Source organism: Pseudomonas helleri (assembly GCF_001043025.1).
Taxonomy (GTDB): domain Bacteria; phylum Pseudomonadota; class Gammaproteobacteria; order Pseudomonadales; family Pseudomonadaceae; genus Aquipseudomonas; species Aquipseudomonas helleri.
On record NZ_JYLD01000006.1, the window covers coordinates 274,099 to 298,657 of the forward strand.

The 24,559-nt window shown below is 56.2% G+C and carries 28 protein-coding genes; 14 read left to right on the forward strand and 14 right to left on the reverse strand.

What is annotated here, in order from left to right; all coding sequences use genetic code 11:
* Nucleotides 1–70: 70 nt before the first annotated feature.
* From TU84_RS12225 to thrS, 8 genes are all read right to left on the reverse strand, one after another.
* Complete coding sequence (locus TU84_RS12225; protein WP_019829202.1) at nucleotides 71–427, reverse strand: MerR family transcriptional regulator; 357 nt, start codon at nucleotides 425–427, stop codon at nucleotides 71–73.
* Complete coding sequence (gene ihfA, locus TU84_RS12230) at nucleotides 408–710, reverse strand: integration host factor subunit alpha (RefSeq protein WP_002553164.1); 303 nt, start codon at nucleotides 708–710, stop codon at nucleotides 408–410. Before ihfA ends, TU84_RS12225 begins: the two co-directional genes overlap by 20 nt.
* A gap of 3 nt (nucleotides 711–713) precedes the next feature.
* Nucleotides 714–3,092: a phenylalanine--tRNA ligase subunit beta gene (pheT, locus tag TU84_RS12235; RefSeq protein ID WP_048369331.1), complete on the reverse strand. Its 2,379-nt coding sequence runs from the start codon at nucleotides 3,090–3,092 to the stop codon at nucleotides 714–716.
* Nucleotides 3,093–3,118: 26 nt separating this feature from the next.
* Nucleotides 3,119–4,135: a phenylalanine--tRNA ligase subunit alpha gene (gene pheS, locus TU84_RS12240; RefSeq protein WP_048369332.1), complete on the reverse strand. Its 1,017-nt coding sequence runs from the start codon at nucleotides 4,133–4,135 to the stop codon at nucleotides 3,119–3,121.
* Nucleotides 4,136–4,242: 107 nt separating this feature from the next.
* Nucleotides 4,243–4,599, reverse strand: coding sequence for a 50S ribosomal protein L20 (gene rplT, locus TU84_RS12245; protein WP_048369333.1), 357 nt, complete (start codon nucleotides 4,597–4,599; stop codon nucleotides 4,243–4,245).
* A gap of 30 nt (nucleotides 4,600–4,629) precedes the next feature.
* Entirely contained in the window at nucleotides 4,630–4,824 is a 195-nt protein-coding gene (gene rpmI, locus TU84_RS12250; protein WP_002553160.1) for a 50S ribosomal protein L35, read from the reverse strand.
* A 60-nt stretch (nucleotides 4,825–4,884) separates the two neighbouring features.
* Nucleotides 4,885–5,436 (reverse strand): translation initiation factor IF-3, encoded by a 552-nt coding sequence (gene infC, locus TU84_RS12255; protein ID WP_173430611.1) that lies wholly within the window; start codon nucleotides 5,434–5,436, stop codon nucleotides 4,885–4,887.
* Nucleotides 5,436–7,358 carry a threonine--tRNA ligase gene (gene thrS, locus TU84_RS12260; RefSeq protein ID WP_048369335.1) on the reverse strand — a complete coding sequence of 641 codons (1,923 nt, stop codon included), beginning with the start codon at nucleotides 7,356–7,358 and terminating at the stop codon, nucleotides 5,436–5,438. Before thrS ends, infC begins: the two co-directional genes overlap by 1 nt.
* Nucleotides 7,359–7,719: 361 nt before the next feature.
* Between thrS and TU84_RS12265 the strand changes: the two genes are divergently transcribed.
* Nucleotides 7,720–8,037 carry a hypothetical protein gene (locus TU84_RS12265; protein ID WP_048369336.1) on the forward strand — a complete coding sequence of 106 codons (318 nt, stop codon included), beginning with the start codon at nucleotides 7,720–7,722 and terminating at the stop codon, nucleotides 8,035–8,037.
* Nucleotides 8,038–8,317: 280 nt separating this feature from the next.
* On the forward strand, nucleotides 8,318–8,530 hold the full coding sequence (locus tag TU84_RS12270; RefSeq protein ID WP_003179963.1) for a cold-shock protein: 213 nt from the start codon (nucleotides 8,318–8,320) through the stop codon (nucleotides 8,528–8,530).
* 70 nt (nucleotides 8,531–8,600) lie between these two features.
* On the opposite strand, the gene TU84_RS12275 is transcribed toward TU84_RS12270, so the two are convergent.
* A complete protein-coding gene (locus TU84_RS12275) occupies nucleotides 8,601–8,912 on the reverse strand; it encodes an I78 family peptidase inhibitor (RefSeq protein ID WP_048369337.1) in 312 nt (103 codons plus the stop codon).
* A gap of 312 nt (nucleotides 8,913–9,224) precedes the next feature.
* Here TU84_RS12275 and TU84_RS12280 point away from each other — a divergent pair, with 312 nt between their 5' ends.
* The 4 genes from TU84_RS12280 (at nucleotide 9,225) to TU84_RS12295 (ending at nucleotide 11,959) form a co-directional block, all read left to right on the forward strand.
* Complete coding sequence (locus tag TU84_RS12280) at nucleotides 9,225–9,425, forward strand: hypothetical protein (protein WP_048369338.1); 201 nt, start codon at nucleotides 9,225–9,227, stop codon at nucleotides 9,423–9,425.
* Between the two features lie 304 nt (nucleotides 9,426–9,729).
* Nucleotides 9,730–10,809 carry an asparaginase gene (locus TU84_RS12285; protein WP_048369339.1) on the forward strand — a complete coding sequence of 360 codons (1,080 nt, stop codon included), beginning with the start codon at nucleotides 9,730–9,732 and terminating at the stop codon, nucleotides 10,807–10,809.
* A 204-nt stretch (nucleotides 10,810–11,013) separates the two neighbouring features.
* Nucleotides 11,014–11,265 carry a DUF1654 domain-containing protein gene (locus TU84_RS12290; RefSeq protein WP_048369340.1) on the forward strand — a complete coding sequence of 84 codons (252 nt, stop codon included), beginning with the start codon at nucleotides 11,014–11,016 and terminating at the stop codon, nucleotides 11,263–11,265.
* A gap of 4 nt (nucleotides 11,266–11,269) precedes the next feature.
* Nucleotides 11,270–11,959, forward strand: a complete 690-nt coding sequence (locus TU84_RS12295; RefSeq protein WP_048369341.1) for an endonuclease — start codon at nucleotides 11,270–11,272, stop codon at nucleotides 11,957–11,959.
* A gap of 56 nt (nucleotides 11,960–12,015) precedes the next feature.
* On the opposite strand, the gene TU84_RS12300 is transcribed toward TU84_RS12295, so the two are convergent.
* Complete coding sequence (locus TU84_RS12300) at nucleotides 12,016–12,861, reverse strand: GNAT family N-acetyltransferase (RefSeq protein ID WP_162207687.1); 846 nt, start codon at nucleotides 12,859–12,861, stop codon at nucleotides 12,016–12,018.
* Nucleotides 12,862–13,182: 321 nt separating this feature from the next.
* Between TU84_RS12300 and TU84_RS12305 the strand changes: the two genes are divergently transcribed.
* The 6 genes from TU84_RS12305 (at nucleotide 13,183) to lpxO (ending at nucleotide 19,077) form a co-directional block, all read left to right on the forward strand.
* Nucleotides 13,183–13,629 carry an NUDIX hydrolase gene (locus TU84_RS12305; protein WP_048369342.1) on the forward strand — a complete coding sequence of 149 codons (447 nt, stop codon included), beginning with the start codon at nucleotides 13,183–13,185 and terminating at the stop codon, nucleotides 13,627–13,629.
* 123 nt (nucleotides 13,630–13,752) lie between these two features.
* Nucleotides 13,753–14,475 carry a GntR family transcriptional regulator gene (locus TU84_RS12310; protein ID WP_048369343.1) on the forward strand — a complete coding sequence of 241 codons (723 nt, stop codon included), beginning with the start codon at nucleotides 13,753–13,755 and terminating at the stop codon, nucleotides 14,473–14,475.
* Nucleotides 14,462–15,466, forward strand: a complete 1,005-nt coding sequence (locus TU84_RS12315) for an ADP-ribosylglycohydrolase family protein (RefSeq protein WP_048369344.1) — start codon at nucleotides 14,462–14,464, stop codon at nucleotides 15,464–15,466. Before TU84_RS12310 ends, TU84_RS12315 begins: the two co-directional genes overlap by 14 nt.
* A gap of 92 nt (nucleotides 15,467–15,558) precedes the next feature.
* Nucleotides 15,559–17,022, forward strand: a complete 1,464-nt coding sequence (locus tag TU84_RS12320; protein ID WP_048369345.1) for a purine-cytosine permease family protein — start codon at nucleotides 15,559–15,561, stop codon at nucleotides 17,020–17,022.
* A complete protein-coding gene (locus TU84_RS12325; protein ID WP_048369346.1) occupies nucleotides 17,015–17,941 on the forward strand; it encodes a PfkB family carbohydrate kinase in 927 nt (308 codons plus the stop codon). Before TU84_RS12320 ends, TU84_RS12325 begins: the two co-directional genes overlap by 8 nt.
* A 236-nt stretch (nucleotides 17,942–18,177) precedes the next feature.
* Nucleotides 18,178–19,077 carry a lipid A hydroxylase LpxO gene (gene lpxO / locus TU84_RS12330; protein WP_048369347.1) on the forward strand — a complete coding sequence of 300 codons (900 nt, stop codon included), beginning with the start codon at nucleotides 18,178–18,180 and terminating at the stop codon, nucleotides 19,075–19,077.
* Between the two features lie 93 nt (nucleotides 19,078–19,170).
* Here the strand turns inward: lpxO and TU84_RS12335 are convergent, their stop codons facing one another.
* The 3 genes from TU84_RS12335 to copC form a co-directional block, all read right to left on the reverse strand.
* On the reverse strand, nucleotides 19,171–20,541 hold the full coding sequence (locus tag TU84_RS12335) for a GntT/GntP/DsdX family permease (RefSeq protein ID WP_048369348.1): 1,371 nt from the start codon (nucleotides 20,539–20,541) through the stop codon (nucleotides 19,171–19,173).
* A gap of 93 nt (nucleotides 20,542–20,634) precedes the next feature.
* The gene (copD, locus tag TU84_RS12340; RefSeq protein WP_048369349.1) at nucleotides 20,635–21,480 is read right to left on the reverse strand and encodes a copper homeostasis membrane protein CopD; all 846 of its coding nucleotides are present in this window, start codon (nucleotides 21,478–21,480) and stop codon (nucleotides 20,635–20,637) included.
* Nucleotides 21,481–21,484: 4 nt separating this feature from the next.
* Entirely contained in the window at nucleotides 21,485–21,859 is a 375-nt protein-coding gene (gene copC / locus TU84_RS12345; protein ID WP_048369350.1) for a copper homeostasis periplasmic binding protein CopC, read from the reverse strand.
* A gap of 113 nt (nucleotides 21,860–21,972) precedes the next feature.
* Between copC and TU84_RS12350 the strand changes: the two genes are divergently transcribed.
* On the forward strand, nucleotides 21,973–22,518 hold the full coding sequence (locus tag TU84_RS12350) for a histidine phosphatase family protein (protein ID WP_048369351.1): 546 nt from the start codon (nucleotides 21,973–21,975) through the stop codon (nucleotides 22,516–22,518).
* A gap of 113 nt (nucleotides 22,519–22,631) precedes the next feature.
* Here TU84_RS12350 and TU84_RS12355 read toward each other — a convergent pair whose 3' ends face one another.
* Nucleotides 22,632–23,120 carry an Lrp/AsnC family transcriptional regulator gene (locus TU84_RS12355; RefSeq protein ID WP_048369352.1) on the reverse strand — a complete coding sequence of 163 codons (489 nt, stop codon included), beginning with the start codon at nucleotides 23,118–23,120 and terminating at the stop codon, nucleotides 22,632–22,634.
* 205 nt (nucleotides 23,121–23,325) lie between these two features.
* Here TU84_RS12355 and TU84_RS12360 point away from each other — a divergent pair, with 205 nt between their 5' ends.
* Nucleotides 23,326–24,558, forward strand: a complete 1,233-nt coding sequence (locus TU84_RS12360) for a 3-methyl-2-oxobutanoate dehydrogenase (2-methylpropanoyl-transferring) subunit alpha (RefSeq protein ID WP_048369353.1) — start codon at nucleotides 23,326–23,328, stop codon at nucleotides 24,556–24,558.
* The last annotated feature ends 1 nt before the right edge of the window (nucleotide 24,559 follow it).

A 24,559-nucleotide genomic window follows, 5' to 3' on the forward strand; every position in this document is an offset into this window, starting at 1 on the left:
TTGCGTGTTGCTAGAACGTCGAGAAATATACCTTAAGCTTTTGAAATACGAAAGTATTTTAAATGCAGGTTTATTTGCGAAGTACCAGTAAAACGTCTTCCAATTCGGAGATCGTTTGGCGGATCAGTTGCTTGTATTGCGTGGTGTCGTCTTTAGCTTCATCGCCTGACAGACGCAGACGAGCGCCGCCGATGGTGAAGCCTTGGTCGTACAGCAGCGCGCGAATTTGCCGGATCATCAGCACGTCCTGGCGCTGATAATACCGGCGGTTTCCGCGACGCTTTACGGGGTTGAGTTGAGGAAACTCTTGCTCCCAATAGCGCAGCACGTGCGGTTTTACCGCACAGAGCTCGCTAACTTCGCCAATGGCGAAGTAGCGTTTGCCTGGGATCGGCGGGAGCTCGTCGTTATGACTTGGTTCCAGCATAGGCCTCTACTCGGGCTTTCAACTTCTGCCCTGGACGAAAGGTGACCACACGGCGAGCCGTGATCGGGATTTCCTCTCCCGTTTTCGGATTGCGGCCAGGCCGCTGTCGCTTGTCACGCAAATCAAAATTGCCAAAACCTGACAATTTGACCTGTTCATTGTCTTCAAGAGCGTGCCTGATTTCTTCGAAAAACAGCTCAACCAATTCTTTGGCTTCGCGTTTATTCAGGCCCAGCTCTTCATAAAGACGTTCCGCCATTTCAGCTTTCGTCAGAGCCCCCATACGTCACTTCCTTAACGTGGCGTTCAACCTGTTTTCGAGCGAGGTGAGGATATTTTGTGTCGTGGTGTTCACCTCATCGTCATTAAGAGTGCGCGATGGATGCTGCCAGGTCAAGCCAACTGCAAGGCTTTTTCTAAGCGGATCAATACCTTTACCCTGGTAAACGTCAAATAGCCTTAGGTCTGTGAGCCATTCGCCTGCATTTTCACGGATTACATTCAGCACGTCGCTGGCTGCAACGTCACGATCGGCCAACAGTGCCAGGTCACGACGGACTTCCGGGAAACGCGACAGTTCGTGGAATTTAGGCATTTTGCCCGAAGCCACTTCTGCCAATACCAGCTCAAACAGGAACACTGGACGATCCAGGCCCAAGGTTTTAGCCAGCTCAGGGTGGATCGCACCGACGTAGCCTACTTCACGGCCATCGCGCTCAATGCGAGCGGTTTGACCAGGGTGCAGAGCTGGATGGCTACCCACCACGAAGGTGAAGTCATCAAGCGCGCCAGCAAAACCCAGCACAGCCTCTACGTCAGCCTTGACGTCAAAGAAGTCGACTACATCGCGACCTTGCGCCCAGCCTTCCGGCAGACGGGTACCGCATACAACGCCAGCCAGCATCGGCTCTTGTTTCAAGCCTTCCAGTTGCCCTACAAACCGCAGGCCACTTTCGAAAAGACGAACGCGGTCTTGCTGACGATTGAGGTTGTGCTGCAAGGACTTAACCAGGCCCGGCCACAGGGAAGCACGCATGGCCGCCATGTCGTTGGAGATCGGATTGGCCAGCAACAGAGGCTCAACACCCGGGCTGAACAATTCGAACTGCTTCGGATCGATAAAACTGTAAGTAATTGCTTCCTGATAGCCGCGCGCGACTAACAGACGACGCAATTCTGGCAGTTCGCTACGCGCTTCAGCTTTCGCTTGTGGCGCAAGGCGAGCTTGCGGATAACGAACCGGAAGACGGTTGTAACCATAAAGACGGGCCAGCTCTTCGATCAAATCAACTTCAAGGCTGATATCGAAACGATGGCTTGGCACTTCTACGCGCCACTGCCCTGCCCCGTCGGCGGAGATGGTCAGGCCCAAAGCGCTGAGCAAACGCTCGACTTCAGCAGAGTCCATTTCCAGACCCAGCATTTGGGTGATACGCGCAGCACGCAGGGTGATCGGCGCAATGGATGGCAGGTATTGCTCGTTGACGGTTTCAACGATTGGACCCGCTTCACCGCCGGTGATTTCCAGCAGCAAGCCTGTGGCCCGCTCCATCGCTTCACGTGCCAGTTTCCAGTCCACGCCACGCTCGTAACGATGCGAAGCGTCAGTGTGCAATCCGTAAGAACGCGCTTTGCCTGCAACAGCAATTTGATCGAAAAATGCGCTTTCGAGGAACACGTCGCGGGTCGTTGCCGAGACACCACTGTGCTCACCACCCATGACACCGGCAATTGCCAATGCGCGGGAGTGGTCCGCGATCACCAGCGTATCGCTACGCAGGGCGACTTCCTGACCATCAAGCAGAACCAGCTTCTCGCCTTCTTCTGCCATGCGCACGCGAATGCCGCCATTGATCTCGGCGAGATCGAATGCGTGCAACGGTTGACCCAGCTCCAGCATCACGTAGTTGGTGATATCGACAGCAGCGTCGATACTACGCACGTCTGCACGACGCAGGCGCTCAACCATCCACAGCGGCGTAGGACGGGACAGATCTACGTTACGGATGACACGCCCCAGATAACGCGGGCACGCAGCAGGCGCAAGCACTTCAACAGGGCGGACTTCATCGTGCACGGCTGCAACAGCAGCGACCACAGGACGTTTCACCTCGGCTGCGTACAGCGCACCCACTTCCCGAGCCAGGCCCGCCAGCGACAGGCAGTCACCGCGGTTAGGGGTCAAGTCAACTTCAATGCTGGCGTCTTCCAGGTCCAGATAGACGCGAAAATCTTCGCCTACCGGCGCATCGACTGGCAATTCCATCAAGCCGTCATTGCCTTCGCCAACCTGCAGCTCAGCTTGCGAGCACAGCATGCCGTTGGACTCAATGCCCCGCAGCTTGGCTTTCTTGATTTTGAAATCGCCTGGCAGTTCGGCACCGATCATGGCGAACGGGATCTTCAGGCCTGGGCGCACATTGGGTGCACCGCACACAACCTGAAACGTCTCGGCGCCATTGCTGACCTGGCACACGCGCAATTTATCGGCGTCCGGGTGCTGTTCGGTGCTGAGCACCTCACCCACGACAACGCCACTGAAAACACCGGCGGCCGGCGCAACGCTATCGACCTCAAGACCGGCCATCGACAAACGAGCAACCAGCTCGTCGCGACCTACCTGCGGGTTAACCCAACCACGCAGCCATTGTTCACTGAATTTCATCCTGCTCTCCTAAGAATTCGTTACGACTAGCGAAATTGCGCGAGGAACCGCAAGTCGTTATCGAAGAACAGACGCAAGTCGTTCACGCCGTAACGCAGCATGGCCAGACGCTCAACGCCCATGCCGAAAGCAAAGCCCGAGAACTCTTCCGGGTCGATTCCAGACATGCGCAACACGTTTGGATGCACCATGCCGCAGCCCATGACTTCAAGCCAGCCGGTCTGTTTGCAGACACGGCAGCCCTTGCCGCTGCACATCACACATTCCATATCCACTTCGGCCGAAGGCTCAGTGAACGGGAAGTACGACGGACGGAAGCGCACGGCCAATTCTTTTTCGAAGAACACTCGCAGGAACTCTTCGATGGTCCCTTTCAGGTCCGCAAAGTTGATATCGCGATCAACCAGCAGGCCTTCGACCTGGTGGAACATCGGCGAGTGAGTGATATCGGAGTCGCTACGGTACACACGGCCTGGGCAGACGATGCGAATCGGCGGCTGCTGCGACTCCATGGTGCGGACCTGTACTGGCGAGGTATGGGTGCGCAACAACATGTTCGCGTTGAAATAGAAGGTGTCATGCATCGACCGGGCCGGGTGATGGCCTGGGATGTTGAGCGCCTCGAAGTTGTGATAGTCGTCTTCGACCTCAGGGCCCTCGGCAATGCCGTAGCCAATGTGGGTGAAGAACTGTTCGATACGTTCCAGAGTCCGGGTAACCGGATGCAGACCGCCGGAGGTCTGGCCACGGCCAGGCAGGGTCACATCAATAGACTCGGCAGACAGTTTGGCGGCCAGTTCAGCCTCCTCAAACAGTGCCTTGCGCGTATTGAGAACCTCTGTGACACGTTCCTTGGCAACGTTGATCAGGGCCCCCACTTGCGGGCGCTCTTCTGCCGGCAAATTCCCCAGGGTCTTCATCACCTGAGTCAATTCACCTTTTTTGCCAAGGTATTGAACCCGGATTTGCTCCAGGGCATTGATATCTTCAGCGCTTTGCACAGCCTCTAGTGCTTGAGAGACCAGCGCATCCAGGTTTTCCATGTACAGACTCCAGATACAAAATAGGGGAAGAGCTTGAAGGCTCTTCCCCTATTTAAGACGTTTAGCGCTTGCGCCCACACAGTGAGCGCAAGAACTGTCGGGGGTACTTAAGCCAAGGTGGCTTTAGCTTTCTCGACAATCGCAGCAAACGCCGCTTTTTCGTTCACTGCCAGATCAGACAGAACCTTACGGTCGATCTCGATGGAAGCTTTTTTCAGGCCAGCGATCAGACGGCTGTAAGACAGACCGTTGATACGAGCACCAGCGTTGATACGAGCGATCCACAGAGCGCGGAACTGACGTTTTTTCTGACGACGGTCACGGTAGGCGTATTGGCCTGCCTTGATTACCGCTTGCTTGGCAACACGGAATACGCGCGAACGTGCACCATAGTAGCCTTTAGCAAGTTTCAGAATTTTTTTGTGACGTTTACGGGCAATGACGCCACGCTTTACACGAGCCATGAGTTACTTCCTCTAGTCTTGATCCAAAAATTAACGAAGGCGCAGCATGCGCTCGACTTTTGCCACGTCAGACGGATGCAGCAAGCTGCTACCGCGCAGTTGACGCTTACGCTTGGTCGACATTTTGGTCAGGATGTGGCTCTTGAAAGCGTGCTTGTGCTTGATACCGTTTGCAGTTTTCAGAAACCGCTTAGCAGCACCACTTTTAGTCTTCATCTTTGGCATGTTCGGATACTCCGCATTCAGTTGATAAACATAACCGCAAGGCCTGCCGTGCCCTGGTGGTTACTTCTTCTTTTTCGGGGCGATGACCATAATCAGCTGGCGTCCTTCCATCTTAGGATGCTGTTCGACGGTCCCGTATTCGGCAAGGTCAGCTTCAACCCGCTTCAACAGTTCCATACCCAGCTCCTGGTGGGCCATCTCACGGCCGCGGAATCGTAATGACACCTTGGCCCTGTCCCCATCACTCAGGAAACGTACCAGGTTGCGCAGTTTTACCTGGTAATCCCCTTCCTCCGTCCCTGGACGAAACTTGATTTCTTTTACTTGAATCTGCTTCTGGTTCTTCTTCGCCGCAGCAATCTGCTTCTTCTTCTCGAAGATCGACTTGCCGTAGTCCATCACCCGGCAAACAGGCGGGACTGCGTCCGCTGAGATTTCTACCAGGTCCAGCTTGGACTCTTCAGCGATACGAAGCGCTTCATCAATCGAGACGATGCCAATCTGCTCGCCGTCAGCGCCAATTAACCGAACCTCGCGTGCCGAGATATTCTCGTTGATCGGGGCTTTCGGTGCAGCTCGTTTATCTTGTCTCATTTCACGCTTAATAATAATTACTCCGAATCTGGGCGACCACGCCGGGAAACCGCTTGCGCGAGGAACTCAGCGAACTGGGCGACGGGCATCGAGCCCAGGTCAGCACCTTCACGAGTACGCACAGCGACAGTCTGCATCTCGACTTCCCGATCTCCGATAACCAAAAGATAGGGAACCTTGAGCAAAGTATGCTCGCGGATTTTAAAGCCGATCTTTTCATTTCTCAAGTCAGACTTGGCACGAAATCCGCTCTGATTGAGAGTTTTTTCAACTTCGGCGGCAAATTCTGCCTGTTTATCAGTGATATTCATGATCACTGCCTGAGTTGGCGCTAGCCACGCAGGGAACGCACCTTCGTAATGCTCGATCAAAATACCGACAAAGCGTTCGAACGATCCGAGGATCGCGCGGTGCAGCATAACGGGATGCTTGCGACTGTTGTCTTCGGACACATATTCAGCGCCAAGACGGATCGGCAGGTTGAAATCGAGCTGTAAGGTACCACACTGCCAGACACGACCGAGACAATCTTTTAGCGAGAACTCGATCTTCGGACCGTAGAATGCACCTTCACCCGGCTGCAGATCATACGCCAGACCCGCGCTATCAAGCGCTGAAGCCAATGCACTTTCAGCCCGATCCCACAGCTCGTCGGAACCTACGCGCTTCTCAGGGCGAGTCGACAGCTTGAGCTCGATATCTTTAAAGCCGAAGTCTGCGTACACATCCAGAGTCAGCTTGATAAAAGCGGCGGACTCGGCCTGCATCTGCTCTTCAGTGCAGAAAATATGCGCATCATCCTGAGTAAACGCACGAACACGCATGATGCCGTGCAAGGCACCCGACGGCTCGTTACGGTGGCAAGCACCGAACTCAGCCAGACGCAGTGGCAACTCACGGTAGCTCTTCAGCCCCTGGTTGAACACTTGCACGTGGCAAGGGCAGTTCATCGGCTTGATCGCGTAGTCGCGGCTTTCCGACTCAGTGGTGAACATGTTTTCAGCGTAGTTGGCCCAGTGACCGGACTTTTCCCACAGACTGCGATCCACTACCTGAGGAGTCTTGATCTCAAGGTAACCATTGTCGCGCTGTACTTTGCGCATGTACTGCTCAAGTACTTGATACAGCGTCCAGCCATTCGGGTGCCAGAACACCATGCCCGGCGCTTCTTCTTGAGTGTGGAACAAGCCCAGACGCTTACCGATTTTACGGTGATCGCGCTTTTCGGCTTCTTCAATACGCAGAACGTAAGCAGCCAGCTGTTTTTTGTCGGCCCAGGCCGTGCCATAAATACGCTGCAGCTGCTCGTTTTTGGCATCGCCACGCCAGTAGGCGCCCGACAGCTTGGTCAATTTGAACGATTTCAGAAAACGCGTATTCGGGACATGAGGTCCGCGGCACATATCAACGTATTCTTCATGGAAGTACAGACCCATGGACTGTTCGTTCGGCATGTCTTCGATCAGACGCAACTTGTAGTCTTCGCCGCGCTCGGCAAACAGCTCGATCACTTCAGCACGCGGCGTCACTTTCTTGATGACATCGTAATCTTTTTCGATCAGTTGCTGCATGCGCTGCTCGATAGCCGCCATGTCATCCGGAGTGAACGGACGCTCAAAGGCGATATCGTAGTAAAAACCTTCGTCAATAACAGGACCGATCACCATTTTGGCGGTCGGGTACAACTGCTTGACTGCGTGACCGACCAAGTGAGCGCAAGAGTGACGAATGATCTCCAGCCCCTCTTCATCCTTGGGCGTAATGATTTGCAAGGTGGAGTCATGTTCGATCAGGTCGCAGGCATCAACCAGCTTGCCGTTGACTTTGCCGGCCACGGTGGCCTTGGCCAAGCCTGCACCAATGGAAGCAGCGACCTCGGCCACAGAGACCGGATGATCGAATGAACGTTGACTGCCGTCGGGAAGAGTAATAGTTGGCATGGCGCCTCCTCTCCTAGTGGTGACCCCTACCAAAGGTCACGTGGGTTGGGATGAGCCAGTACGCGATTCGGTGGTGTACCTGCCTCACAGTGGCAGGAGCCTTGCGGCCAACCGGAAACCGAACCAGAGTGACTGGAATTCAAATCAAAAGTTTATGGCGTTGTCGAGCGGCCCAAGAGCTCACCCTCACACAAATCGGCCAAGGGCAGCATGCTAACACAGATGCCTGAGCCTCGCCCCTCCCTCTTTTTTTGCGTAAAAAACAGCCAGCGAATTTTGCTAAATGATGAACTTGAGCTTAATTAGTGCCTCAGATAGTGAGTGACATCATTTCAGATTCAACGATCTCAAGGAGCATCACATGCGCATGACTCATCTTTTGGCTTTCGCCGCACCACTGGCACTGTTGATGCCGTTGAGCGCCCAGGCAGCCTGGCCCAAGGACACGGTCTTGAAAGATCAATTCATGGCCCAGTGTGTACCCGCAGCAGCTCAAACCATCGACGAAAAGGCTGCCAAAGTGCACTGTGAATGCGGCGCCACAAAAATCGGAGAGAACTTCACCCAGGCTGAAATCAAAGAATTGATGAGCAAGGAAGGCGCTAAAAATCCAGAGCTCCAGCAGAAAGCTTTGAACGCAATCGCAGAGTGCAAAGCCAGCCCTCAACCCAAGAAATAGGGTTTTGTATGGCAACAAACAAGGCTAAAACGCCCAAAATGCAGTTTTGAACTAAAAAATCCGCCTCATTAGTTGCTTTTTTTTAAGGCCGTTTTCGCCCTGAAACCCCCATAAAACGGGACCCCGCGGCTTTTTTAGCCCCAGACAAAAGCTAACAATGCTGCAAACTACAGCTCAGGGGGGGTCCCAAAGCGCACATTTCGACTATGATAGCCAAGTGTGCCCAGTTGGCCTGAGCAGCACAGTACTACTGAAAATATAAGTTTCTTGGAGATACACCATGTCTAATCGCCAAACCGGCACCGTAAAATGGTTCAACGATGAAAAAGGCTTCGGCTTCATCACTCCTCAAGGTGGCGGTGACGACCTGTTCGTACACTTCAAAGCTATCGAAAGCGACGGTTTCAAAAGCCTGAAAGAAGGCCAAACCGTTTCCTTCGTGGCTGAGAAAGGCCAAAAGGGTATGCAAGCTGCACAGGTTCGTCCGGAGTAAATCTCCCGCGAACTAAAAAACCCCGTCCATGTGACGGGGTTTTTTATGCCTGAAACTCGGCTACATGCCTTTAGCCGCAGTTAACGCGAGTAATGACAGCGTTGTCATCGGCATTCAGGTTCAAACGATCAGAACGGTACTCAAGGGTGATCATGTCGTGAGGCGACAAGATCCGTGCAGTCTGCGCGCCAGCCTTGATACGGGCTTGCTCCAGCAGGGCTGCAGAGGCTTTTTGACCAATCGCAAAATCGGCAGCTTTGGCATCGCAACGCGTATGCCCAGTGTCAGCAACAGGCTCTTTCACAGCATCGTGCGTGCTGCTGCACCCAGACAGCACTGCGACTGCCAACAATGAACCCAATGATGCTAGCTTCCAGGACATGAAGCCTCCTTAAGATAAATAGTCAGAACCCTTGCGACAGCGTTTGCGCATATAGGTTGCATGTGGACTGATAGCATTTTCAGATCAGGCCTACAGTCGCAAGAGTTTGCCCGACTGGATTACAACCGCACACGCCTAATCGTGACGAAATATGTACAACCCATAAACTGTCATCATTCAGGCATAACCGCCGTCGCAATAGGCAAAGACGGATAGGTCAGCAGCGAGCGACATGAATAATTTCACCATTCTGATCGTCTCGAGATGACATTTTGCTAAAATCGCGTTTTTGAAACCCCTCATGAGATACCCATGACAACAGTCAGCATCGATGCAGATATCAAAGCCAAGTGGCCGCAAGGGCAATGCTCTTATAGCCCAGGCAGCCCGGAAGAGCTGGCCATCATCGGCATTGATCTTCTAGTCAAAGAGCTGGGCACAGAGGCTGCAAGAGCGTTTGTTAGCCAAGTGTTTGAAAAATACAAACCTGCTGACAGCCCAAAATCAATCTGAGCTCCCCCTCCTCGCGCCCTCCAAAAGCATCGCCAAACTCCGTTTTGGTAGATCGCCACTCTGCATTTCAAAACACTGTAAGCAGTCGAATCCCCGAACAGACAACACCTCGAATGTTCGGGATTCCGTCACTGCGCATAAAACCAAATAAAAATTTCAAAATATCTCCTTACAAAACAACAGGTTACAAAAATACAAATTGGCACTGATAGTGGCATGGAGTGTGCTGCCCTTCCATCGGCTCATGCCTTTGCAATGACGTGCGCCGCGCCAATCTGCGCGCTTACTAATAAGAGAGAGAACAATGAAAACAGCAGTCTTGAAATCAATTATTCCGGGCGCCCTGGCCCTTCTTCTGGCCATGCCGGCAGCTCAGGCTCAAGAAGCCGCCGCCAAACCTAACGTGGTCATTCTGGCAACCGGCGGCACCATTGCAGGCGCAGGCGCCAGCGCAGCCAACAGCGCAACTTACACCGCAGCCAAAGTGGGCATCGACCAACTGATTGCGGGTGTTCCTGAGTTGAGCCAATTGGCAAACGTGCGTGGCGAGCAAGTCATGCAAATTGCCTCCGAAAGCATCACCAACGACAACTTGCTGCAATTGGGGCGCCGGGTTGCTGAGCTGGCAGACAGCAAAGATGTCGACGGAATTGTGATCACCCACGGCACCGACACCCTGGAAGAGACTGCCTACTTCCTCAACCTGGTTGAAAAAACCGACAAGCCAATTATCGTCGTTGGTTCCATGCGCCCAGGCACTGCAATGTCCGCTGACGGTATGCTCAACCTGTACAACGCGGTAGCGGTAGCCGGCAGCAAAGAAGCTCGCGGCAAAGGCGTACTGGTGACCATGAACGATGAAATCCAGTCGGGTCGGGATGTCAGCAAAATGATGAACATCAAGACTGAAGCATTCAAAAGCCCTTGGGGCCCGCTGGGCATGGTGGTTGAAGGCAAATCCTACTGGTTCCGCTTGCCGGCCAAGCGTCACACCATGGACTCTGAATTCGACATCAAAAACATCAAGTCCCTGCCTAATGTCGGCATCGCCTACTCCTATGGCAACGTAGACGACACCGCTTACAAAGCACTGGCACAAAACGGCGCCAAAGCGATCATCCACGTGGGCACCGGCAATGGCTCGGTATCGTCTCGCGTCGTCCCGACCCTGCAAGAACTGCGCAAAGATGGCGTGCAAATCATTCGTTCTTCCCACGTAAACAACGGCGGGTTCGTACTGCGCAACGCAGAACAGCCAGACGACAAATATGACTGGGTTGTCGCTCACGACCTTAACCCACAAAAAGCCCGCATCCTGGCCATGGTCGCCCTGACCAAAACCCAAGACAGCAAAGAGCTGCAGCGGATGTTCTGGGAATACTAAAAACCCGCGCCAAACGCCGCCCGGCGTTTGGCTTCCTACCACTCATTCGCCCGGATGAGTGGTCTATTTGCTTGATTCTCTTCTTGTTTTCGCACTAAACCGAAAAAACGCAGTCCCATCCCGGCAGCGCGAGCAGTGCAAACAGTTGCCAAATCTCTCGCAGTAAAATACTGTATGCGCATACAGCTAACCAAGGATTGCATCATGGCTAAAAAAGGGGCGAAAGAGCCTACCCTTCCAAGTCCGTACGAAGTTTTCGGTATGCGCATACAAAAAATCATCAGCTCGCCTAAAGCCCAAAAAGACCGGATGGCGGTGCTTGAACGGCAAGAAGGTGACAACCCGGAGTTCTGGGAACGCTTGCTGGAAGAAATCTCCGAAAACGACAACGTCACCATCGCTCACCGTGATTGTGGCGGCGTGAATGTTTTCTGGACCGTATCTGAGGAAGACTGAGTCAATGAGGGTTCGTTTACTGGCATTTGCCAGCCTCTTTACTGTGTTAAGCGCACACGCCGCAGCCCCGCAAACATTCAACGAAGCTAAAAAGGTCGCCTGGAAGCTCTACGCCCCGCAATCAACCGAGTTTTATTGTGGCTGCAAATACACCGGCAACCGCGTCGACCTTAAAGGCTGTGGTTACGTCCCGCGTAAAAATGCCAACCGTGCAGCGCGCATTGAATGGGAACACATTGTTCCCGCCTGGCAAATTGGCCATCAGCGCCAATGCTGGCAAAACGGCGGACGAAAAAACTGCACCCGTAACGACCCGGTCTACAAAGTGGCAGAAGCCGATTTGCACAACCTGGTGCCGAGCATTGGCGAAGTTAACGGTGACCGCAACAACTTCAGTTTTGGTTGGCTGCCCGCACAATCCGGTCAATACGGCTCTTGCCTGACACAAGTCGATTTCAAAGCCAAAAAAGTCATGCCGCGCCCGTCCATACGCGGGATGATTGCGCGCACCTACTTCTATATGAGCAAGCACTACAACTTGCGCCTTTCCAATCAGGATCGGCAGCTGTATGAGGCCTGGAACAAGACCTACCCGGTGCAAGCCTGGGAGCGCCAACGCAACCAAGCAGTCGCCTGCGTAATGGGCCGGGGCAACGAATTTGTCGGCCCGGTCAACCTCAAGGCCTGCGGCTAAAGTTGTTACATGCCCTTCAGACGCTGCAGGGCATGTAAAACGAACCGTTGTCCACTTTATGCCGATACGGCGCTGGGCACTTGCAGCACAGCGGGTTGCCGAGTGCCGTCAATGGTTTCGACCCAAAGGAACCCTTCGGCTTCGGTTGGTGGCTCAATCAGGCTGAAAACGCTTTTCAACGCCTCTACCGGCACCCTTTTGTCAGGCGCGCGACTGGCGTTGCGCAAGAGCGCTTGCTCAAGCGAGGCTTTAACGAAAATCGCAATCACCGGCACCCCGTGTTCACGGGCGATCGATAGCAATTTTTCTCGATGACGCCGAGCGGGCAATGCGGCGTCAAAGGCAATCGCACGATGGCCCAAGCGCCCCAAGTTTTGAGACATCCAATGGGATTTGCCCGCGCCCTGTACACCCATCACCAAATGCACAAACACGCCCGCAGGCGCCTGCGCCAACTGCTTCGAGAGCCATTCATAGGCATGCGCCCATGCTTCTTTATTACGTTCGGGGGTAAATTCACGCCCGAACGCGGTTTCGAGGTAGTCATCCGGGTTGATCACCTGGCTGTCGCCGGACACTTTAACTTTGGCGTGTTTTTGCAACTTGCGAACCGTTGGGTCATCGTCACGCGGGCCCAAATCTTCCCAGCCGTTACGCTGATAAAACAACCAAGCAGGCGTGTTGGTAGGGCTGGCCGACAAGCGCAACGAGGTGCACCCCAAAGCGCCCAGATACTTCCAGGCGTACGCTTCGAGCAGGGCGCCGAGCCCTCGCCCGCGGTATTGCGGTGTCAGATAGAACAAATTGACGTAGCCCACCGACTCAATGTTCGGCACCAGGCCCATCTCTATTTGCCCAATGATCTGCTCGCCATCCCACACATGGACGACTGATCCTGGCAATGCGGCCGCCTTCTCCTTTACCCACGTGACGTAAGACTCAACGCCCTTGCCATCTTCGCCATAAAAACGTTCAGCAGAGCCGAAGCCGCAGACAAAAGTGTCTGCTCTAAAGCGTATGCACGCTTCAAGGTGAGTATTTAAGTCCGCAGACCTGAATGTAAGTGCGCCAAAATCGCTGTGCTGCGTCATAAAGACTACCCCCTCTAAACATCAAAAACCGTCACACACGCGCCGCGCCCGTTCAAGCATACTGCCCCATCGCACACCAGCCGTGCCGCAACGCCTTCCTCTTTTAAGATCAATACCACAGTGAGCAGTCCAATGCGCCAGCGACCCTCCTCCCGATTACTGGTCATAAGCCCCGAGAATCGCGTACTCCTTTTCCGTTTCACCCATAAGACAGGCGCTTTGCAAGGTCAGGAATATTGGGCAACACCCGGCGGTGGAGTAGAGCCGGGAGAAACCTTTGAACAGGCCGCCATCCGCGAGCTGCAAGAGGAAGTCGGCATCGTCGCGGCCGATGTGGGCGCAGAGTGCGCACAACGGGTGTTTGAGATGCAACTGCCTGACGGCGCATGGGTGATGGCCGATGAACGCTTTTTTATCGTGCGCGTGGGCGTCGAACAGGTCAGCGATGGCGGCTGGACCGCTCAAGAACGCGAGGTCATGACCCAGCATCGCTGGTGGTCTCGCCAAGACTTGCAACAGACATCTGCCCTGTTCTTCCCACAAGACCTGTTGTCGATACTGGGCTTGCACCTGCCCTGAATCGCTTTGCACCACCCGGTACTACGGGCCCCGTACGACACCTTCGGTCATCGCCCATGCCCGTGAAAATTTCATGGAACTCCCGGGTTGCTGAACTGTCAGGCCTGAGCTATTACTCTCTGCATGATAAAACAAGCTCGATTTAACAAAAAACAACAGGTAGTCAATGAGCTCGTCCGCCAGATCGAAAGCGGGCTCATGGAAGACGGTTATGTCTTGCCCGGTGAAGAACAACTTGCTGAGGAACTGGGTGTCAGTCGCAGCACGCTGCATAAGGCGCTGATGGAGCTGGAGCGGCGTAAATACATCGCTCGACGCACTGCTGGAGGCTCGGTCGTGACCTTTGACGGTATCCCCCTCGATCAAAAAAAGGGTTGGGCGCAAGCCCTGGCCAGTACTGGCGCGCGTATCCATACCGAACAGCTCAAACTGGAGGCCGTAGAACGCCCGGACTTGAATCTTCAGTTTGGCTTGAGCCATTTCATTGTGCTGGAGCGCCGCCGTCGGCGCAGCGACGGGACAGCGATATCCCTGGAGCGCTCATTCATCCCCGCAATCGGCGGCCTTGAAGGTCTGCCCGGGGTCGGCATGATTGATGACTCACTCACCATTACCCTCGCCGCCTATGGCTTTATTGGCGATCACGGCGACCAGTGGATAGGCGCCGAACCCCTGAACGATGAAGACGCCTATTTGCTCGGCCGCCCGGCAGGTACGGTGTTTCTCAAAACGTTACGCACCACCTATGACCGCCATGGGCGACTGATGGAGCATGTCGAAAGCTGGCTTGATCCGACGCACTTTCGCATGCACCACTCCTTTGGAGCCCCCAATGAACTCGAATGATCGTGCGCTGGGTGCCTTTTATGGCCTGGCGCTGGGTGATGCCCTGGGCATGCCTACCCAGTCGTTCAGCCGCGCCCAGATCATCGCGCGCTTCGGGCAGATCACCGGGCTGGTAGACGCACCAGCGGACCAGCCGATCGCCCCCAACATGCCCAAAGGCTCAATCACCGACGACACCGAGCAAGCGATTCTGGTCGCCCAACTGCTGGTTGACGGTAATGGCGATATAGATCCAAACACCCTCGCGCAACGCCTGATCGCCTGGGAAGCCGTGATGCAGGCCAAAGGCTCTCAAGATTTACTGGGGCCCTCAACCAAGCGCGCAATCGAAATGATTCTGGCAGGCCACAGCCCTGAAGAATCAGGCCGCTATGGCACCACCAATGGCGCAGCGATGCGCATTGCCCCGGTCGGCATAGCCGCTGACATCAGCCAGCCAGACCTGTTCATCAAGGCGGTGGTACAAGCCTGCCAGGTCACTCACAACACCAGCCTGGGGATCGCCAGCGCAGCCGCTGTGGCAGCGGTAATCTCCAGCGGTCTCAACGGTAAAAAACTTGAGCATGCCCTCAATGCAGGGACAGAAATGGCCTACATCGCCGAACACCACGGCCACTGGGTCGCAGGTGGACGCATAGGGCCGCGGATTCGCTGGGCCCGGCATGCCAGCCATGAGTGCAACCCGGACAACCTCGGTGACTTGCTGTACGACGTCATTGGCACGTCAGTCGCTTCACAAGAATCTGTAGTGGCCGCCTTTGCCCTTGCGCAACGGGTTGCCAGCGGCAGCCTCAGCAGCTTTAACGCCCTGTGCATCGCCGCCAGCATTGGCGGTGACACCGACACCATTGCCGGGATCCTCGGCGCGATGCTGGGTGCATGTGCCGGGCTGGAACAATGGCCGCAGGCGTTGATCCAGCAAGTCAAAGAGGTCAATAACCTGCAGCTGGAACCCTTGGTTGAACACTTACTGATACTGCGCAACGCCTGAAAAACCGCGAAGGACCGCCCCACCCTCAGCGCTCACAGACAGCTGCGAGCGACTGTGTCCGAACGGCAAAACAGCACCAGGAGCAGCACCCCATGAGCAATCCCAACGTCGGGCACAGCGCCGGGCAACTGGAAACCCGTGGCATAGAGCCCGTTCCCGAAAACGAATGCAATGGCAACCCGTTGCAACTGTTTTGGGTCTGGTTTGCGGCAAACATCAGCATTCTCGGTTTGCCATTGGGCGCCACGTTGGTGGCCTTCCACCAACTGGCCTTTTGGCAGGTGATCATTGTTGCGCTGATCGGCGCGGCAGGCTCATTTGCCGTGGTCGGCGTCATTTCCATTGCCGGGCGTAGAGGCCGTGCGCCAAGTCTGACGCTGTCACGCGCGATCTTCGGTGTGCGGGGCAATATTGGCCCTACGCTGGTTTCCCTGATTTCACGCGTAGGCTGGGAAACCGTCAACACCACCACCGCCGCTTACGTCCTGCTGGCGTTGTCCGCCATTGTGTTCGGCACCCCCACCGAGGCGACCCACACCCCGTTGCTCACCCTGCTCTTTATCGCCATTTTTACCCTGCTAACGTTGTCCGTTTCGGGACTGGGCCATGCCACATTGCTGGTCATTCAGCAGTGGGCCACCTACCTGTTTGGCGCGCTCAACCTGCTGGTCGCGGGATTTCTCTGCGCCACCATCAACTGGCAGGCCGTGTTCAGCGCCCCTTCGGCGCCGGCCAGCGCCATGATTATCGGTATCGGAATCATGGCGGCCGGCACCGGGATCGGCTGGGCCAATGCGGGCGCCGACATGTCGCGCTACCAACACCGCAGCGTCAGTGCCCGGCAATTGGTGGCGTCTGCCGCCTGTGGCGCGGGTATCCCGCTGGTGCTGCTGATTACCCTGGGCGGCTTGTTGTCTGTCGGCAATCACGACCTCGCCTCGGCAACCGACCCCATTGCGGCCATACGCAACATGTTGCCGGCCTGGATGGCGGTTCCCTACCTGCTCAGCGCCTTTGGTGGCTTGCTGCTGTCCAATCACTTGTCTGTGTACTCAGCCGGGCTCACCACATTAACCCTGGGCATCAAGATTAAAAGGGTGCAGGCCGTTGTCGTCGATATCGTCGTCATATTCGCCGGTTCGACGTACTTCATGCTGTATGCCGACAGCTTCTACGCCCCATTCATTACCTTTATCTCCCTCACAGCCATTCCGATCACCGCATGGGTTGCCATCTTTATCGTCGACCTGATTCATCGCCACTACTACAGCCCCGCCGACCTGATGGACCTCAGCCGTCACAGCCGTTACTGGTACAACGGCGGCATTGAATGGCGGGCTCTGGCCTCCTGGGCGCTGGCACTGGTGCTGGGCTTTTGCTTTACCCAGGTCGGCAGTTCAGACGCCAACTGGTTCGTCGGGCCGCTGGCCGACTCATGGCTGGGCCATAACGGACTCGGCTGGGTAGTGACGTTTGTGGTGGCAGGGGGCTTGTATGCACTGCTGGGCGGTGCCAAAGACCGTCGCCCTGCCAGCACGGGGTCTGCCAATGCCTAGATTGCTGCACACAGGCCAAGTCATCATCGATCTGGTCATGGCCCTCGACACCTTGCCCCGCCCCGGCAGTGATGCGCTGGCCAGCAGTGCCAGCTTCCATGCCGGTGGCGGCTTCAATGTCATGGCCGCCGCCCGGCGCAACGGCCTGAACACCGTCTACCTGGGCCGTCACGGTCGTGGTCAGTTCGGTGACATTGCACGTCTGGCCATGCGTGACGAAGGCATCGAGTTCATCCAGCCGATTGACCCGCACAAAGACACCGGGCTGTGCGTAGCGCTGACGGAGGCCAACGCCGAACGCACGTTTATTTCCTGTATTGGTGCTGAAGGGACTCTGTCCAATGAAGACTTGGCAAGCGTCCAGGTCGCGCCCGATGATTACGTGTACGTCAGTGGCTACAGCCTGCTGCATGCGGGCAAAGCCCACTCCCTGCTCAATTGGCTAAATGGACTGCCTCGCAGCGTGCACGTCACATTCGACCCGGGGCCATTGGTGCACAACATTGACCCCGCCTTGATCAGCGCTTTATTGCCGCGTCTGCACCTGTGGACCAGCAATCGCAGCGAAGCGCTCGGCTTTATCTCCACCCGCACCGTTGCCGACGCCCTGCACGGCCTGCGAGCGCGCCTGCCCGGCGATTGCCTGATCGTGCTGCGCGACGGCCCGCAAGGCTGCTGGGTCAGCGACGCCCACGGGTCACAGCTGATTGCCGGGTTCAAGGTGCAGGCCATCGACAGTAATGGCGCTGGAGACGCTCATTGCGGGGTCATGATTGCCGCATTAAGCGCCGGCCACGCTGCGCCAGAGGCGGCCAAACGCGCCAATGCTGCGGCGGCTTTGGCCGTTACTCGCCGGGGGCCGGCGACGTCACCCAAAGCCGATGAAGTTGACAGATTGATCCAGAAAACCCGCATTTAGGCGCACATACATCGCTAAAACAGACCAAAACAAACAAAAACTGACTCGCAACCCGACCAAAGACTGTACGCACACAGACACTTATCTGTCGTCAAAGGCTGGAAAATGCTCAAACTGGTGTTTAACCTTACGCTTTGGCTCCCTTCCAGCTACACCAGTACCCGGCAATTCCTACAGGATGTCGGGCCACTTGCGTGCAAGTCGGGCAGTGTATTTCTTACTGTGTGACGATACTTTTGAAACTCATCATTATTGCTGTTTACGTCTTTTCCATCGCATACGTCCACTTGCGGGGCAACGTGCGCCACAAGCTAGGGCGTCAATTGAGCGACCACTCCACGTTTCTGGCGCCGCTCAACTGCTTCTTGTATCTGTTTTCCAAAGTGCCCAGCCAGCCTTACCTGAAGCCGGCGGACTTCCCGCAGCTCCAGGTCCTGCAGGACCACTGGCAAGAAATCCGCGAAGAAGCACGAAACCTGATGCAGGCCGGTGAAATCAAACGCTCCGAACAACCGAACGACGTGGGGTTCAACTCGTTCTTCAAGAGCGGCTGGAAGCGCTTTTACCTGAAATGGTACGGCGACAACCATCCTTCAGCGGTGGAACTGTGCCCACGCACGATTGAATTGCTCAATGGTATCGGCACCGTCAAGGCGGCGATGTTTGCCGAGTTGCCACCCGGCTCGAAACTGGTTCGCCATCGTGACCCTTACGCCGGTTCGTTGCGCTACCACTTGGGCCTGGACACCCCGAATGATCCGGGCTGCTACATCAATGTCGATGGTCAGAACTATGCCTGGCGTGACGGTGAAGCGGTGATGTTCGACGAAACCTTTATCCATTACGCCGAAAACACCACCGACAAGAACCGCATCATCCTGTTCTGTGACGTTGAGCGCCCAATGAAATATCGCTGGGCGGCGGCCTTCAACCAATGGTTCAGCCGCACCGTCATGGCGTCGGCCAGCTCACCGAACGATGACAACGATAAAACCGGCGGCCTGAACCGGGCCTTTACCCGGCTGTACAAGATCCGTCTGCGCGGCAAAGAGCTGAAAAAGCGCAATCGCACGCGCTACTACCTGGAAAAATGGGCGATCTTTGGTGGATTGCTGGCAGTGTTCCTGCTGATTTAGCCCACCCTCCTGTGGGAGTGAGCTTGCTCACGATCTTTTGATCTTTTAAAAGATCGCGAGGCAAGCTCGCTCCTACAAGGGTCAGTAACGTTTCTAGACCAGCAAATTCCACAGCAACAGCGCGCCCAGCAGCCCCACCAACGAGACGATGGTTTGCAGCACTGACCAGACCATCAGGGTCTGCTTGAGCTGCAGGCCAAAGTACTCGCGCACCATCCAGAAGCCCGCGTCGTTGACGTGGCAAAAGAACACCGAGCCCGCCCCGATTGCCAGCGCCACCAAAGAGCCTTGGACGCCTTCAAGGCCGATGATCAGGGGTGCCAGAATACCGGCTGTCGTGGTGGTCGCTACGGTTGCCGAACCCGTGGCCTGACGCAACGCCACGGCAATCAGCCAGGCCAGCATGACGTAGGACAGATGCGCACCGTTCGCCACTTTACTGATGGTGTCGCTGATGCCGGCTTGCAGCAGTGTTTCTTTCAGGCCACCGCCTGCGCCAATCGTCAGCAGCAACACGGCAATCGGCGCCAGGCTCTTGCGCAGCACACCGCCCACTTGATCGCGGGCCATGCCGATGGACCAGCCCAGGCAAATCACCGCCGCCAGCACCGCCAGCCCCAGCGCGATCAACGGCTCACCCAAAAACTTCAGGGTCACGGCCAAGCCGCTTTCCGGCGCCATGGCCACCTTGGCTAGCGTGCTGCCCAACATCAACAGCACCGGCAGCAGAATAATCAGCAAGGACACCGCAAAGGTTGGCTTGCGTCGGGTCGGGACCTTGGCGGAAAACAGCGCGCCCAATTCGGCTGGCTCCACCACATGCATGCGCTTGGACAACCAAATGCCGTACAGCGGCCCGGCCAGAATCACTGCAGGAATCGCCAGGCATAGACCCAGCAACATGGTCAGCCCCAGATCGGCGTGCAAGGCGCTTACCGCAATCAAAGGCCCGGGATGTGGAGGCATCAAGGCATGCAGCGCCGTCATGCCGGCCAATGCCGGGATAGCGACCTTAAGCAGCGGCTGGCCCGACTGCCGGGCGATCACAAAAATGATCGGCACCATCAGCACCAGCCCCACTTCGAAAAACAAGGGCAAGCCAATCACCATTGCCACCAATGCCATCACCCACGGCAAGGCGCGGCCCTTGGCATGGCGCAACAAAGTGGCGGCGATTTGGTCTGCCGCCCCGGACTCCGCCATCAAGGCCCCGAGCATAGCGCCCAGGGCAATGATGATCCCGGCCTCCCCGAGGATGCTGCCTGCGCCTTTGCTGAATGCCTTGGCGACCATTTCTGGCGGCAACCCGGCACCGATCCCGGCAATAAAGGTACCGATCAGAATCGAAAGAAAAGGCGTGAGCTTGCAGACGCTGATTAAAACGATGATGGCGACAATTGCCAGCAGGCAGCACACGATCAACTGCGTGTCGTGTGCCAGCCATAGCGGATGTGAAAGATCCAACGAAGAGCCCTCTCTTTGTATTTTTTTGTTACGAGAGAGGTAAATATAGCGGATGGCAAAACCGCTCTGGATGAAGATTGAGACAGATGCGCCCTAGCTGACGACCAGCGGTGGCAACGTGCCTAACAGTGAAACCGCGGCCACCGCCGACACCCCTAATAGCCACTCAATGGCGACACTGCGGCGTAAGACGCAGAAGTGCCCCGCGCGACTCATCAGCAGATTGAACAGGGCCAACAGCAGCATCAACCCGACCAGCACCACCTTGATCAATAGAATCAGCGCAAAGCCCTGAAACAGCGGCGTAGGCCAGAGCGCTCCGGTCAGCACCCGCGTATTGATCAGCCCTGTAAGAATGATCCCGGCCACCAGTACGAAACCGACATTACTGAAACGCCGCAACACCGCATCGACCGCTACCCCGGCAGGCCGCGTAAGGACCCACCACAACACCGGCAGCCCGCCCACCCAGGCACCGACACACAGCAAGTGGATCATCTGATTGAGGATCAATAACTGGCCCTGCCAACCATCGAGCATCGCGCCATGACCAACGGGCGCCAGCGTGGCCAGCAGCAAAAAGCTCACGACAGCGATCAGGCCGAAACGCGCCGTGGTGTACAACGCAATCAGCAACAACCCGTTGAACAGCAAATGGGCGGTCCAGACCTGACCGAAAAAGGTACTGCCCAGCACCAGCTTCAGGGTGGCCAGGTCCAGCGTGTCTGCCCAGCTACCGGCCATTGAGAACGTCGTCAGCAGTAACCAGGCAAGGCTACTGAACAGCGCCAGCCAGGCCAACCCGCGATAGGCGCCCTGCACCTGTTGCCGGGGACCTGACAGCGTCCCCGGCAACAACGGTCTGAAGACCCAGCCACCGAACAGCAGCAACACTGCACTGAAATGCACAAACCGGCAGACCACCATGGCGCTGAACATCAAATCAGTTGCTCACCGTGAAGCTGTATTCGCCGTTACTTTTGTGGGTATCAACCGACACCGCGTTCCACTTGACCTCGTACTGCCCCGCCGCCAAGGGCTGCTCAGGCGTCACGATCAATACTTTTTTATCCGCAGGTTCGGTTTTGACACTGCTCAACGCGACGGGAGCGCCGTCATGGCTGACAGCCACTTTGGTAAACGCCTGCTCAACACCTTCGCTGAACTGCAAACGCAATACCTTCACGTCGCTTGCGCTGCTATCAGCAGCCGGGGTCGCTTGTTCGAGATGCGCGTGGGCGAAGGCAGTGCTGGCTCCGGCCATCAGTGCCACCAACGCTGATGCATTGAGGATTTTTTTCAAGAAAGCAGCAGACATCGCGAAGTACCTTGAGATAGGAATACGCCGCAATAATACTCGCCTAATCTCATTTGGGGGGCGCCCAAACGCTGCCCGAGGGTTAACAACGCGTACCGCGCAAGGAATTGATAATGCCCACTCGCCTCAGTTTTATTTCTCACGCCCGCACTGAAGCGCAGCGTCAAGGGCACTTTGCACTGGATGAGCCGCCTGAACCCAAAGGCCTGGAAAAAGCAGCACTTATCGCCTCAGCCCTGAAAAAGCCGGTGCGCATCCTTTGCGCGCCCGAAGCGCGCACCTTGCAAACAGCCCACGCCTTGGGTGGCGAAATAGAAATCATCCCCGAGCTTGAGGATTACGACGCGGGGGACTGGAAAGGTCACAGCCTGGCAGACCTCCAACAGAATATTCCCCAGGCGCTCGCCGAGTGGATCAGCAACCCCGACAAGGCCCCCCATGGCGGCGAAACGGTGAATGAGCTGTGCGTGCGGGTTGGCACCTGGATCGACTCATTTCGCGAAGAAGGCCACTTTGCCGTGGTGACTCACCCCTTCGTCATCCGCGCCGCGATCTTGCATGCGCTGCAGGCCAGCACCGCCTCCTTTAACCTGATCGATATCGAACCGCTGGCGATTGTCGACCTGCGCTTCAATGAACGCTGGCGCCTGCGGTTTTAAAAGCATGCATCACACCCAATCCCCCCCGTAGGAGTTGCCGAAGGCTGCGATCTTTTGATCTTAAAAACACAATCAAAAGATCGCGAGGCAAGCTCGCTCCTACAGTTTGAACATCACTCTTCCAGGGTCAGGCCGCCCGGTGGCAAGGGCAGCGCGGTTTTGTAGCGCACTTGTTTGAGGGCGAAGCTGGAACGGATGTTCGCCACCCCCGGCACTTTGGTCAGAAAGTCCATCATGAAACGCTCCAGCGCCTGAATGCTCGGCACCAGCACCCGGATCAAATAGTCCGGGTCGCCGGCCATCAAATAGCACTCCATGACTTCCTGACGATCCGAAATCGCCGCCTCAAAGTGCTGCAACGCCTCCTCGACCTGCTTCTCCAGGCTGACATGAATAAACACGTTAACGTGCAGGCCCAGCATGTCGGCGTCCAGCAGGGTCACTTGTTCACGAATCAGCCCGCGCTCTTCCATGGCTTTGACCCGGTTAAAACACGGCGTCGGTGACAAATTAACCGAGCGCGCAAGGTCCGCATTGGTGATGCGCGCATTCTGCTGAAGGTTGTTGAGAATCCCGATATCCGTTCGATCTAGCTTGCGCATGAGATAAAAACACCTGTTTTTTATGTTTATGCAGAATTCTTATCCTTATTGAGCGCAAAGCACAATGAACTACAGATAAATATTCTTCACGGTCAGGCCTATGATTGTTGTAGGACAAGATTTGGCGTTTTAAACAGCCAGATGTTCGACTCACAACTAGCTCCCGCGCCTAATAAACACGACAAGATCGAGCGTAGAGAAAGCCATGACCGACTATGCACCGTTGCGCCTGCACGTTCCCGAGCCCTCCGGCCGACCAGGCTGCAAGACCGACTTCAGCTACCTGCGCCTGACCGATGCCGGCAAGGTCCGCAAACCCGCTATAGACGTAGACCCTGCCGACACGGCTGATCTGGCCAAAGGCCTGATTCGCGTGCTTGATGATCAGGGCCAGGCACTTGGCCCGTGGGCCGAAGGCGTCCCGACCGAGGTACTGCGCGCCGGTATGCGCGCCATGCTCAAAACGCGAATTTTCGACACCCGCATGGTGGTAGCCCAGCGTCAGAAAAAAATGTCGTTCTACATGCAAAGTCTGGGCGAAGAAGCCATTGGCAGCGCTCAGGCCCTGGCGCTGAACCTGGATGACATGTGCTTCCCGACCTACCGCCAGCAAAGCATTTTGATGGCCCGCGACGTGCCGCTGGTTGACCTGATCTGTCAATTACTGTCCAACGAGCGCGACCCCCTCAAGGGTCGGCAATTGCCCATCATGTACTCGGTGCGCGACTACGGCTTTTTCAGTATTTCTGGCAACCTCGCCACTCAATTCGTACAAGCGGTCGGCTGGGGCATGGCCTCGGCCATCAAAGGCGACACCAAAATCGCCTCGGCCTGGATTGGCGATGGTGCCACCGCCGAATCTGACTTCCACACCGCCCTGACCTTTGCCCACGTGTACCGAGCGCCGGTCATTCTTAACGTGGTGAATAATCAGTGGGCGATTTCGACCTTTCAGGCCATTGCCGGCGGCGAATCCACCACCTTCGCCGGTCGTGGCGTAGGCTGCGGGATTGCCTCGCTGCGGGTTGACGGCAACGACTTTGTGGCCGTGTACGCCGCCTCGGTGTGGGCCGCAGAACGCGCGCGGCGCAACTTGGGCCCCACGCTGATCGAATGGGTCACTTACCGCGCAGGCCCGCACTCCACCTCGGATGATCCGTCCAAATACCGCCCGGCTGACGACTGGAGCCACTTCCCGCTGGGCGACCCGATTGCCCGTCTCAAGCAGCACCTGATTGCCACCGGCAACTGGTCGGAAGAAGAACACGCGGCGGTCAGCGCCGAGCTCGAAGCCGAAATCATTGGCGCGCAAAAGGAAGCCGAGCGTTTCGGCACCCTGGCGGGCGGGCAAATGCCGAGCGCCGCGACGATTTTTGAAGACGTGTACAAGGACATCCCCGACCACCTGCGTCGGCAACGTCAAGAGTTGGGGTTATAAC